At 69.8% G+C, this 11,662-nt stretch carries 10 protein-coding genes; 3 read left to right on the top strand and 7 right to left on the bottom strand.

Annotation, left to right across the window (positions count from 1 at the left end; translation table 11 throughout):
* Window positions 1-198: 198 nt before the first annotated feature.
* Complete coding sequence (locus ACIRRA_RS27210; protein WP_402773563.1) at window positions 199-981, bottom strand: site-2 protease family protein; 783 nt, start codon at window positions 979-981, stop codon at window positions 199-201.
* 58 nt (window positions 982-1,039) lie between these two features.
* Window positions 1,040-1,699 (bottom strand): hypothetical protein, encoded by a 660-nt coding sequence (locus tag ACIRRA_RS27205; RefSeq protein ID WP_402773560.1) that lies wholly within the window; start codon window positions 1,697-1,699, stop codon window positions 1,040-1,042.
* A 533-nt stretch (window positions 1,700-2,232) separates the two neighbouring features.
* Between ACIRRA_RS27205 and ACIRRA_RS27200 the strand changes: the two genes are divergently transcribed.
* The gene (locus tag ACIRRA_RS27200) at window positions 2,233-3,534 is read left to right on the top strand and encodes an adenylosuccinate synthase (protein ID WP_402773557.1); all 1,302 of its coding nucleotides are present in this window, start codon (window positions 2,233-2,235) and stop codon (window positions 3,532-3,534) included.
* 264 nt (window positions 3,535-3,798) lie between these two features.
* Here the strand turns inward: ACIRRA_RS27200 and ACIRRA_RS27195 are convergent, their stop codons facing one another.
* On the bottom strand, window positions 3,799-5,292 hold the full coding sequence (locus ACIRRA_RS27195) for a PLP-dependent aminotransferase family protein (protein WP_402773554.1): 1,494 nt from the start codon (window positions 5,290-5,292) through the stop codon (window positions 3,799-3,801).
* A gap of 62 nt (window positions 5,293-5,354) precedes the next feature.
* Here ACIRRA_RS27195 and ACIRRA_RS27190 point away from each other — a divergent pair, with 62 nt between their 5' ends.
* The gene (locus tag ACIRRA_RS27190) at window positions 5,355-5,657 is read left to right on the top strand and encodes a hypothetical protein (protein ID WP_357004984.1); all 303 of its coding nucleotides are present in this window, start codon (window positions 5,355-5,357) and stop codon (window positions 5,655-5,657) included.
* A gap of 52 nt (window positions 5,658-5,709) precedes the next feature.
* Window positions 5,710-6,270 (top strand): methylated-DNA--[protein]-cysteine S-methyltransferase, encoded by a 561-nt coding sequence (locus ACIRRA_RS27185; protein ID WP_402773551.1) that lies wholly within the window; start codon window positions 5,710-5,712, stop codon window positions 6,268-6,270.
* A gap of 71 nt (window positions 6,271-6,341) precedes the next feature.
* Here ACIRRA_RS27185 and ACIRRA_RS27180 read toward each other — a convergent pair whose 3' ends face one another.
* From ACIRRA_RS27180 to ACIRRA_RS27165, 4 genes are all read right to left on the bottom strand, one after another.
* Entirely contained in the window at window positions 6,342-6,668 is a 327-nt protein-coding gene (locus ACIRRA_RS27180) for a hypothetical protein (protein WP_402773548.1), read from the bottom strand.
* Window positions 6,669-6,694: 26 nt separating this feature from the next.
* The gene (locus ACIRRA_RS27175; RefSeq protein WP_402773546.1) at window positions 6,695-7,696 is read right to left on the bottom strand and encodes a hypothetical protein; all 1,002 of its coding nucleotides are present in this window, start codon (window positions 7,694-7,696) and stop codon (window positions 6,695-6,697) included.
* 403 nt (window positions 7,697-8,099) lie between these two features.
* Window positions 8,100-10,715 (bottom strand): LuxR C-terminal-related transcriptional regulator, encoded by a 2,616-nt coding sequence (locus tag ACIRRA_RS27170; protein WP_402773545.1) that lies wholly within the window; start codon window positions 10,713-10,715, stop codon window positions 8,100-8,102.
* A gap of 65 nt (window positions 10,716-10,780) precedes the next feature.
* A complete protein-coding gene (locus ACIRRA_RS27165) occupies window positions 10,781-11,602 on the bottom strand; it encodes a helix-turn-helix domain-containing protein (RefSeq protein WP_402773542.1) in 822 nt (273 codons plus the stop codon).
* Between the last annotated feature and the right edge of the window lie 60 nt (window positions 11,603-11,662).

The following is an 11,662-nucleotide window of genomic DNA, read 5'->3' as shown; positions in this document are numbered from 1 at the left end:
AGGGGGTGGTGGGGGTGGGGGGGGGGGGGGGTGGGTGGGGGGGGGGGGGGGGTGGTGGGGGGGGGGGGGGGGGCCGGCGCGGGGGGGGGGGGGGGGGGGGGGGGGGGGGGGGGGGGGGGGGGGCGCCCCCCCCCCCGCCCGGGTCCGCCCGGTCAGCGCCGGCAGCGCGGTCGGCGCAGAACTGGAAACGCGGCAGGGTCAGAGCCAGAAGCGCGTCAGTGCGCTGCCCCGCGACCACCAGCCACCCGGCAGCCCGGACAATTCGAACAGCGCGTTGATCGCGTCGAAGAAGAGCCGGTTGAGTTCCGGCGTGAACAGCAGCGCGAACAGGATCAGAATGCCGAACGGCTTGATCTGATCCAGCGACCGCCGCGTCTGATAGCTCAGCGACGGCTCCAGAATCCCGTAGCCGTCGGTGCCGGGAATCGGGATGAGGTTCAGCACGGTCGCCGTAATCTGCAGGAACGCAAGGTAACTGAGCCCGAACCAGAATGCCGCGTGCGAATGGGTGCTGCCGTAGGACCGCACGATCACCAGCAGCACGATCGCGCACAGCGCGTTCACCGCGGGGCCGGCGCCGCTCAGCATCCGCTGTACCCGCGGGCTGAAGTTGTGTGAGTGCACGTACACCGCACCACCGGGCAGCGCGAACCCGCCGAGCGCGATGAATACCACCGGCAGCGCGATCGACAGCAGCGGATGGCTGTACTTGAGCGGATTGAGTGTCAGATACCCGCGCATCTCCACTTCGCGGTCCCCGGCCCGCCACGCCACGTACGCGTGCGCGAATTCGTGCAGGCAGACGGACACGATCCAGCCCGCCACCACCAGGATGAAAACGCCGAATTGGGCCTGGCGCGAACCATAGTCGGCGTCCCAGGCGAGCGCTCCGCCCGCCACCGTGATCACCATGACCAGCAGGAACACCGGACTGGGCCGGACCGCTCCGGATGCCCGGCCCACCGCGCGCGGATAATTCACCTGATACTCCCAACTGGTCGGCTGTTCTGTACGCCCCGCCACCCATTCTGGGGCTGAGTCAGCGAACCAGCAGCCAAGGCTCGTGGTGCCGATAGAACGTGGAGCGCTTCACCACCCGATCGGTGGTGATCCCGTCGCGGGTGACAATGGCACCGCTGGTGCCCAGCTGCATGGCGCGCCCCTCGATCCAGCGCTTCTTGCGCAGGCCGCGCTGCACGGTGGCGTGCAGGCCGGGCATCTCCAGCATGGGCGAAACATGCAGTGCCGCGACCTTTCCCGTGAACAGCCGGGTGTCGTCGACGTAGGCCTCGCCCTCGAGCTTCGCGCCCGCCTCGCCGACGAGGGTGGCGCGGCCGATCAGCACCTTGCCGGTGTCGTCGCGAATCAGCGGGGTCGCGATGGCCTTGCCCTCCAGCGCGCGCTTGGCGGCGGCGGAGCCGGTACCGGTCTCATAGGCGCGGGAGCCGTAGGTGCGATCGATGGGCACATAACCGATTTCGACGCCGAGCCGTTCGGTGCGCATCAGATGGGTGAGGACCGCGGCCAATCCGGCATCCTCACCGAGCACGATGAGCCGGGGCAGGCTGTCGGCGGCCATGACCGGGAGCAACTCGTCCAGCGCTCCGGTATCGGGAATGGCGGAGGTCTGGGTGAGGGGCAGGGATGCCAGCGCGATGGGAACGGGCGCGCCGTCGCAGCGGAGAACATGGGTACTCAACTGCCGAACACCCTCCTCTGGCTTGCCAACACCTATCCGCCTCGCTGCGTATCCGATGGACCCCCGCCGGTCCCTCTCCCCGTGTCACCATAGCCCTGTCTCATTTGCCGCGCTGTGCTGTGTTTGATTGCCCTCCGCTTCGCTCCGGGCGGTTCGCGGCCCTGCAAGCTCGATTCTTCCCTCCTCCGCTCCTCCGCTTCGCTCCCCCGCTCCGTCGGTCCAGAATCGAGCCGGGCCGCGAACTGCTGTGCTGGATTGCCTTCCGCTTCGCTCCGGGCCGCGAACTGCTGTGCCGGATTGCCTTCGGCTTCGCTCCGGGCGGTTCGCGGCCCAAGGCGCAGGTCGCTCCCACGCTCCGAACGCGGGGAGGCGGAGCGCGGTCCAGAATCGAGCCGGGCCGCGCGAACTGCGGGTATGCCGCCCAGGGGACTCATGTGGCGTTCCCGTAAAGTGTGCCTACGGCCACCGCCTTCTGACGGCGGGTAGCTGCAGCGCCAGAGGGGCTGCGCGTCGAACCCGTAGGAGACACTCACATGCCGGCAATCGTGCTGATCGGCGCCCAGTGGGGCGACGAGGGCAAGGGCAAGGCAACCGATCTGCTCGGCGATCGGGTCCAGTGGGTAGTTCGATACCAGGGCGGCAACAACGCGGGTCACACCGTGGTGCTGCCCAATGGTGAGAGCTTCGCGCTGCATCTGATCCCGTCCGGCATCCTCACCCCCGATGTGACCAACGTCATCGGCAATGGCGTGGTGGTGGATCCGGGTGTGCTGCTGGCCGAACTCGCCGGTCTGGAAGAGCGCGGTGTGGACACCTCCCGCCTGCTGCTCTCGGCCGACGCGCACCTGATCATGCCGTACCACGTGGCCATCGATAAGGTCACCGAACGCTTCCTGGGCAACAAGAAGATCGGCACCACCGGCCGCGGCATCGGCCCCTGCTACCAGGACAAGGTCGCCCGCGTCGGCGTCCGTGTGGCCGACGTGCTGGACGAGAAGATCCTCACCCAGAAGGTCGAGGCCGCACTGGAATTCAAGAACCAGGTGCTGGTGAAGATCTACAACCGCCGCGCGCTGGACCCGCAGCAGGTGGTGGACGAGGTGCTCGAGAAGGCCGAGGGCTTCAAGCACCGCATCGCCGACAGCCGGCTGCTGCTCAACCAGGCGCTGGAGCGCGATGAGATTGTGCTGCTGGAGGGTTCGCAGGGCACCCTGCTGGACGTCGACCACGGCACCTACCCGTACGTCACCTCCTCCAACCCGACCGCGGGCGGCGCGGCGGTGGGCGCGGGCGTCGGCCCGAACAAGATCACCACGGTGCTCGGCATCCTGAAGGCGTACACCACTCGCGTCGGCTCCGGCCCGTTCCCGACCGAACTCTTCGACGAGTCCGGCACCTACCTGGCCAAGACCGGCGGCGAGGTCGGCGTCACCACCGGCCGCGCCCGCCGCACCGGCTGGTTCGACGCCGTGATCGCCCGCTACGCCACCCGCGTCAACGGCATCACCGACTACTTCCTCACCAAGCTGGACGTGCTCTCCAGCCTGGACACCGTGCCGATCTGCGTCGCCTACGAGATCGACGGCGAGCGGGTCGAGCAGATGCCCACCACGCAGACCGAATTCCACCACGCCAAGCCGATTTACGAGGAAATGCCCGGCTGGTGGGAGGACATCTCCGGCGCCCGCACCTTCGAGGAGCTCCCCGCCAACGCCCAGGCCTACGTCAAGCGCCTGGAAGAACTGTCGGGAGCACGGGTTTCGTGCATCGGCGTCGGCCCGGGTCGTGACCAGACCATCGTCCGTCACGACGTCGCCGCCTCCCCGCGACTTTAGCGGGCGGCTCCCCCGCCTCCCCGGAACTTCAGCGGGCGGCTCCCCCGCCTCCCCGGAACTTCAGCGGGCGGCCGGGTGCCGTCGCCGGTTCTGCATCCGTGCCTGCGGATAGGTGCCGAACCGATGTTGGCGTACCCGGTGAGTTACCCGCATCTCGCCAGATCAGTTGTCGCTGAACGGAAGACACGTGCCCGCCGCTTTTCGCGGCGGGCACGAGCCGTTTCAGGGCATAGTGTGCGTCTTAGGGCCGTATACACCGCGGCGTCAGTAGGCGATCAGCGGGGCGAGCGGGTCGGCGGCGTGCGGGTTGAGGGCGGCGCAGGCCGCCGCGATGGACTTCACGGCGACTCGCAGGTCGGATTCCTCGTGGGTGAAGGGGAGTCGGATGAAGCGTTCGAAGGCGCCCTGGACGCCGAAACGTGGTCCGGCAGCGAGCAATACGCCGTGGTTGGGGGCGGTGGCGGCCAGCGCGGTGGAGACCGGGGCGGGAAGTTGGGCCCACACGGACATGCCGCCGACGCCCTCGGTCACGCGCCAGTCGGGTAGTTCCTCGGCGAGGGTTTCGAGCAGGACCGCGCGGCGGGAGCGGAGTTGGTCGCGGCGGGTGGTGAGGATTTCGTCGGCATTGCCGAGTAGATGGACGGTGGCCAGCTGGTCCATGACGGGGGTGCCGAGGTCGACGGTGGAGCGGGTGCCCAGGAGTTTGGTGATGAGGGCCTGGTTGGCACGTACCCAGCCGACGCGCAGGCCGCCCCAGAAGGACTTGGAGGCCGAACCGATGGTGACGATCTCCGAATTGCGGGCGAAAGCGGCGGCGGGCGGCGGGGATTCGAGGTCGGTGAGGTTCAGGTCCACCATGGATTCGTCGACGATCACCGTCATGCGGGTCTCGCGGGCGATGGCGGCCAGCTCCGCCCGGCCCTCGGCGTCGAGCAGGTGACCGGTCGGATTGTTGAAGTCGGGAATCAGGTAGGCGACGCTGGCCGCGGTCTGCCGTGCGGCACTGCGGATTCCGTCCAGATCCCAGCCGTCCGGGCGCATGGGCACCGGCACCGGGCGCGCACCCACATCGCGAATCGCCTCGATCGCGTTCGGGTAGGTGGGGTGCTCGATGAGCACGCGTTCGGCCGGGGTGGTGAGCACATTGAGCAGCAGCCGCAGACCGTGCTGCGCGCCCAGGGTGATGAGGATCTGGTCCGGCTCGGTGGGCAGCCCGCGCTCGGTGTAGCGGCGGGCCAGCGCCTCGCGCAGCATGAGCACACCCACCGGGTCCATGCCGTGCGTGCCGAGATAGGTCGGAAGCCCTTGCAGGGCAAAGGAGTACGCCTCGGTCATCTGCGGCGGGGCGGCCATGGCGGCGTAGGTCATGTCGATGGTCGGCAGTTCCGGCTGCGCCATCATGGCCAGGATGCTGCGGGCGGGCTTCGCGCCGTCGTGCACCACGGTCGGTGGCAGCGCCACGGTGCTGCGCGAGCCCTGGCGGCTGATCAGGTAACCGTGCTCGCGCAGCAGGGAATACGCGGAGGTGACGGTGGTGCGGCTGACCGCGAGGGAGGTGGCCAGATCGCGCTCGCTCGGCAGCGCGACGCCCAGCGGCGCGCGGCCGTCGTGAATGAGCAGGCGGATGCTCTCCGCCAGTGCCACGTAGGCGGGCCGCGCCGAACGCTTGCCATTGTCCGCGGGGGCGCCCGATTCGTTGTTCCGCCACCGGCCCAGGTCGCGCGTCAGGCTGGCCGCGCCGATCACTCGTGTCGCCATACAGGCCAGTATCGGGGCACTGGATATTTTATTCAAGTCCGGGTCGGAGCCACCATGGGCTCATGGTCGCTCTGCTGGTCTCCATTCTGATCGTCGCCGCTTTCGCCGGGCTCGTGTACCGGTATGCGCCCGAGCCCGGCGAGCGCTGGGGCGTGCTCCTGGAGCGGTATCGCCCGCATGCCCCCATGTCGGACTGGTCGCTCGCCGAATATGAAGCGTCCCGGCAGTATTCGGACCTGGACGCCATCGCGTCGCTGCGTCCGGATGCGTGCCCGCCGACCCCCGCGCGCCGGTTCCGTCGCAGCGCTCCGGCCGTGGCCGCCCTATCCACCATCCCGTGCCGGGAAGAATCAGTCCAATTCTAATCAACTGGACTTGAATTTAGGTCTTGTCGGTGCCACCGTGCACACTGGCCTCATGTCCGCCCCGGCCCGACCCCTGGCGTCGGCGGCGCTCTTCGATACCGCGATCGGCGTGTGCGCCATCGCCTGGAGCGCCACCGGCGTCCTGCGCTTCGCCCTTCCCGACCGCGACCCCGCGGCCACCCGCTCCCACATCCTGCGCCGCCACCGGCTGGCCGACATCCACGAGGCCGAGCCCACCGCCGACCTGGTCACGGCCATCGACCGCATCCGCGCCCACCTCACCGGCGATCTGGACGACCTCCGCTGGATCCCCCTGGACACCAGCGCTTTCAACGACTTCGACCGCGCCGTCTACGAGGTGACCCGCGCCATCGACCCGGGCCACACCCTCAACTACGGCGCGGTCGCGAACCGCATCGGCGCCCCCGGTGGCGCCCAGGCCGTCGGCCAATCCCTGGGCCGCAACCCGATCCCCCTGATCATCCCCTGTCACCGGGTACTGGCCGCCGACCACGCCCTGCACGGCTTCTCCGCCCCCGGCGGCCTCACCACCAAACAGCGCCTCCTGGAAATCGAACGCACTCCAGGCTTCGGCGAACCCACTCTCTTCTGACCTCTGCCATCTGAAAGGCACCCGCACAGAAGGACTGCGCGGGTGCCCCGTATCGCTGGAAGACGCTTCGTCTACTCGCCGGCTTTGACGATCGGACCCCAGTAGCTGAACGGCCAGCTTGCGCCCGTGCAGAACATCCAGACATCCGCGCCCGGCGCGAAATGCAGGTAGAGCGGACGCCCTTCGGAAAGCCCCGTCACCGGATCCGATCCGATGAACGGCGGCCGCAGGCTCCAGCCCGCGCAGTTCCACCATTCGCCCGGAACCGGGTCCATGCGGATCACGCCGCCCGGCTCTGGTGTGGCAACCGGCGGAGTAGCCGATGCCGCCTGGGTGCCGAGCAGGCCGCACACAGCCACTACACCGGCGATTGCGCTGGTGCGCAGTACTTTTCGCATCTCGGTCCCCAATTCTTCTCTGGCGCTCACAGTGCGCCGCCCAGGAAGCAGCCCAGCGCCGCGCCTCCCGCTCCGACCACAGCTCCCCCGACGAGTGCGGCGGGGATGCCCGCGGCCGCGGCTCCAGCGGCAGCGCCGACGCCCGCGCCGATCAGTGCACCACCGGCCGTGCCGCCCGGAACGTCGATCGGCGCGGTCCACGGCGCCACGACGGCTCCGGCCGAACCGAGCCCGAATCCGATCGCGGCTCCGACGCCGACGCCGATTGCGCCGCCGACGGCCCCACCGGCCAGTGCCGCCGGTACACCCGCGGCGACGGCGCCGATGCCCCCGCCGATCGCCGCGCCGCCGAGGGTGCCCGCGGCGATCTTGTCGGAGCGGCTCGGGTTGACGCCGATGGAGTTGAGGCCGGTGGCCAGGCTCGCTTCGGTGTCGGCGGCCAGGCCGTTGACGGTGTCGAGGATGTTGTCGGGCAGCTGGTCCGGGGCGGGGGTGGTGAAGTCGCCGATGCGGACAGTGCGCGGGGGCGGGGCGATCGGGAGGACCGGGTCCACCACGGTCGGGGCGTGCAGGGTTTGGAAGTCGACTGCGGGGGCCGCTTCGTGATTCGGGATGGGGCGGAAGTTCGCGGGGATCGGGTAGTCGGCCTGCGACTGCGGTTGCGGCAGTGGGTGGTTCGGCACGGTGACGCCGGGCTGCACGAGGCTCGGGTGCGGGCCGGGGCGATCCTGGTCACGGGCCGGGAGGGCTACGCCAGGCTGGGAGGAGCCGGGGCGCGGGGCGGGCTGAACCGAGCCTGGCGTGCCGGCGGTGCCCGCGGTGTCCGGGCCCGCCGCGCCCGGCTGCGGATTCGCTTCCGGAGCAACGGTATTGCCCGCGGCGCGGCTGCCGCTCGGCTGCGCGGCGGCCTGGGTCGAGCTGCCCTGCGCCGACTTGGCCGGCTGGTCACTCGTATTCGAACAGGCCACGGTCAGCGCCAGCGGAATGGCGCCCACGACTATCGCCCGCCGAGCCACGGTGCTCTTCACTTCACGATGCCGACGGAGCACGCCGAAACACCTGCCTTCCGAACATATTTCGTTGCACCGGTCCGGATACCGGCCATGACTACCGGTTATTCGCAGGAACCTCCGGCGGGGCTTGCTCGTGCCCCGGCCCTATTCGCGTCGACGCAGATCAGCGCCTCGAATTGGGGGTGCGAAGTTCCACTCCGCCGGAGGAAATCGAGTGCGGGAGCGGCCGGAAGGCCCCGCCGATGGCGCCACCGATGCCGGCGGTGGCAGCGCCCGCGCGGGCCGCGCAGGAGAGGGCCAGGGCCAGCGGCAAGACGGAGGCGGCAGGACGGAGGGCATGGCGGAGCACGACGGTATTCACTGCTCGATGCCGACGAGTTACGCCGAAACACCACGGGTTGGCAAAACTCGGATCAGGTCAGTTCACGGACTTGCCCGAAGGCGTCCCGCCGCGCATCAATTCCGCCAGCGCCTCCCGATCGGTGACATCGAGCTTGATGCACGCCCGGTACAGGTGCCCCTCCACCGTCCGCACCGAGACCGTCAGCCGGTCCGCGATCTGCCGGTTGGACAGCCCGGCCGCCACCAGATTCGCGATCTCCCGTTCGCGCGCGGTCAGCGGCAGCGGCTGCGCGGATTGCCGCAGCGCCGGGGTCGAGGCCCCGCCGCAGGCGGCCGCCATCCGATTGGCGGTGGCCGCGGATTCCAGCAAGCGCCGCCGGTCACCCGCCCGCTCGTGCGCGGAGGCGGCCTGCGCGGCCGCGTCCGCCGCCGACAGCAGCGCCCCGATCGACTCGAATTCCGCTGCGGCGGCGTCCAATCCGGGCCCATCGTGGGCGGCCACCGCCACCGCGTGCCGGGCCTGCGCCTGTACCAGCCGCCCGTCGATGCGGGCCGCCAGATCCGCCAGCCGGCCGGCCACCGAGTGGTCGCCGAAGCGGGCCGCGGTATGCAAGGCCATGGCCTCGATGGCGTGCTGATGGGTGCGCGCGGCCAGATCGGCGGCACCGAGGGCGAGCCGCACGGCTGGGGTCGCGGTGCCCTCGGCGGCGGCCTGCATGGCCCTTGCGAGCTCGAGCAACGGTTCGTAGACGGCGCTGTGCCGCCCGCCCCGGAGGGTCGCCGCCGCAATGGCGTCCGCGGCTTCGGCGGGCCGCCCGAGCGCCGAATACGCCTCGGCCAATCGCAGCTGCGCGGGGAACATCCAGGCCGCGGCGCCCTCGGCGGTGAGCGCGGCGAGCGCCTGTTCGAGGTTGTCGATACCCTGCGGGAATTGGCCCTGCGCCACATCCACGGTGCCCTGCAGGATCTTGGCCATGCCCCAGGCCAGATATTGGCCGGGGGAGGAGAACGGGTAGGGCGTATTGGCGCATCGGCGCGCGGCTTCCAACTCGCCGATGAAGGTCAGGGCCAGCACTTCCGCGTGCGTGGAGATGAATCGGTTCAATCCGTCGATGTGCGACTCCACGGCGTGCGAGCGGGCCGCGTACTGCCGGGCAGCTTCACCGCGTCCCATGAGCGCGAGGGCGAGTCCGCCGCCGAAGGCCGCCCAGTACACCGCCCACGGTGGCGCGTCCGGGGCGGACATGACCGGTTCGGCGAGGGCGTACGCGTCGTCGATCCGGTTCTCGTTGACCGCGCACGCGGAGGCCAGACCGTCCAGTGTCGCAATGATTTTCGGATGGGTGACCCGTTTGCGCACCGATTCCAGCACCGTATCGGCGCGGTCGGCATCGCCCATGGACCACAGCAGATTCGACACCCGGGTGCTGCCCCAGCGCGCCAGCTGCACCTCGTTCATCTGGTCCGGATCGAATCCGGCCAGCGTGCGCTCGGCCTCGATGCGATGCCCCTGCCACAAAAGCGCGCGAGCCAGCAGATCGGCGGCCTCCACGCCGCCCTGGCGTTCCACGGCCGCGCGCGCGAAGCGTTCTCCCAGTGGGAGATTCGCCAGTGCGATGGCATCCGCGGCCGCCGCCTGGAACAGCTCGAGATCCGCGGATTTGTCGCTGTCCAAGGCCAATTCGGCCAATCGGATGCGCTCGGACGCGGAGTTGATGGGCCGGTCCCGGAGCGAGGAGTACAGCCGCCCGCGCAGCCGCCGCGCCGACGCGATGCCCAGCCGCCGCCGGATCACCTCACCGAACAGCGGATGGTTGTAGCGCACCAGCAGCTGATGGCTGTTCTCGACAATCCTGATGAGACCGCGTGATTCGGCGGATTCCACCGCTTCCTCGCCCGCGAGTTCGGAGAGCACGTCCAGGTCGATGGGCTCGCAGAAGGTGAGCAGTTCCAGCACCCGCAGGACCGACTCGGGCAGCTGCTCGACCCGATCCTCCAGCAGCGCAGCCAATTCCGAGGTGACGGCCGCGCGCCCGCGCAGCTGCCACACCCCGCTGACCTGCCGCAGCGTCCCGGCCTCCAGCGCGCCCTCGACCAGGTGCCGCAGGAAAAGCGCGTTGCCGCCGGAGGATTCCCACATCAGATTGGCGGTGAAGCCCTCCAGCTGTCCGCCCAGCATCGATTCCACCAGTTCCACGCTCTGCCGCTGGGTGAACGGCTTCAGGTCGATGCGCAGCAGATGCCCTTCCTTCCACAGCGAGGTCACCGCGTCGGGCACCTGCACCCCGCTGCGTACGGTGCACACGATGTGGGCGGCCTTGTCGATGGCCAGCTGCAGCAGCAGGGTGGCCGAGAGCTGGTCGAGCAGATGCGCGTCGTCGACGCCGATGATGGTGTGCCCGTCGGCGAGCAGCGCCTCGCGCGCGGCCGCCATGAAGGTCACCGGATCGTGCGCGGTGTACACCCCCACCATGTGCGCGAAGACCCCGAGCGGAATGCTGCGGGCGGATTCGGTACCCGCGACCCAGCGGATATTGCCGCCGACGGCGGCGGTGGCCTGCCGCGCCAGCGTGGTTTTGCCGACCCCCGCGTCACCGGTGAGCACCGCCCCGACGAACTCGTCACCGGTGAGTGCCGACCTGATCGATTCGAGTTCTCTCACCCGCTCGACCATCGGCCAATTCCGAGCCATGGCTCAACTGTAGATGGCCCGACCCGCCCCGGCAGCGGGAACGAAACCCCCGGAACCTGCGGCTTTTATTCGTTGACCAGCCGTAATCCGGGGGTGCGGGCCTGACGGCGGTCGACCAGCCAGACCATGATGGTCTGGTCGGCGGCCGGATCCAGGGTCTCGACCTCCACCTCGACCGCACCCCGCGCGGGGTGCTGAATCTTCAGCACGAGGGATCGGAAATCGGTGAGCCGGTGCTCGCGCCAGCGTCGCTCGAACTCCGGGTAGCGGCTCAGGGCGGTGACGATGGCCTCGACCGACGGGTCGTCGGGGAACCGGGTGGCGGCGGCGCGCAGGGACGAGGTGGCCATATCGGCGGCGTCGGACCAGTTCAGGAAGGTCTGCCGGGCGGCCGGATGGGCGAAGATGTAGATGGCGAAGTTGCCGTGCGCCTCCGCGTCGAACACGCCGAGGGGTTCGGCGAAGGCGCGGAAGGAGGGGTTTCCGGCGAGCAGGTTCAGCCAGCGGCCGAGCACCAGCGCGGGCGTCGGCTGCAGGGCGTCGATGACCGCCTGAATGGTCTCGGAGACCTGTTCCCGGGCCTGCCCGGATGCGGGGCAGGAGGCCTTCTGTTCCAGTCCTAGGGCCAGCTTGCCGAAGTGGTGTTTCTCGATCTCGTTGAGCCGCAAGGCTTCCGCGAGGGCCGCCAGCACGGCGGTGGAGGGGTTGGTGTCGCGCCCCTGTTCCAGGCGGGCCAGGTAGTCTGCGCTGACACCGGCGAGCGCGGCCACCTCCTCGCGGCGCAGGCCGGGTGTGCGCCGCCGCCGGCCGGCGGGCAGTCCGACGTCCTCGGGCTGCAGTCGCGCGCGGCGGGCGATCAGGAACTCGGCGAATTCGGAACGGGACACCCTTCCATACTGCCGGGTCCTGGTTCCGTTATCCGCGCCCTGGTAGTCCCCGGATAACCA

The sequence above is a fragment of the Nocardia sp. NPDC101769 genome, assembly GCF_044766925.1.
Taxonomy (GTDB): Bacteria; Actinomycetota; Actinomycetes; order Mycobacteriales; family Mycobacteriaceae; genus Nocardia.
Note: the sequence above shows the minus strand (reverse complement) of the source record. Positions and strands in the feature narration are given on the sequence as shown.

What these genes read in the sequence shown, in the direction of transcription:
- ACIRRA_RS27200 (WP_402773557.1), top strand. Translation starts at nt 2,233, where the DNA reads ATGCCGGCAATCGTGCTGATCGGCGCCCAGTGGGGCGACGAGGGCAAG.
- ACIRRA_RS27195 (WP_402773554.1), bottom strand. Translation starts at nt 5,292, where the DNA reads ATGGCGACACGAGTGATCGGCGCGGCCAGCCTGACGCGCGACCTGGGC.
- ACIRRA_RS27190 (WP_357004984.1), top strand. Translation starts at nt 5,355, where the DNA reads ATGGTCGCTCTGCTGGTCTCCATTCTGATCGTCGCCGCTTTCGCCGGG.
- ACIRRA_RS27185 (WP_402773551.1), top strand. Translation starts at nt 5,710, where the DNA reads ATGTCCGCCCCGGCCCGACCCCTGGCGTCGGCGGCGCTCTTCGATACC.
- ACIRRA_RS27180 (WP_402773548.1), bottom strand. Translation starts at nt 6,668, where the DNA reads ATGCGAAAAGTACTGCGCACCAGCGCAATCGCCGGTGTAGTGGCTGTG.
- ACIRRA_RS27170 (WP_402773545.1), bottom strand. Translation starts at nt 10,715, where the DNA reads ATGGCTCGGAATTGGCCGATGGTCGAGCGGGTGAGAGAACTCGAATCG.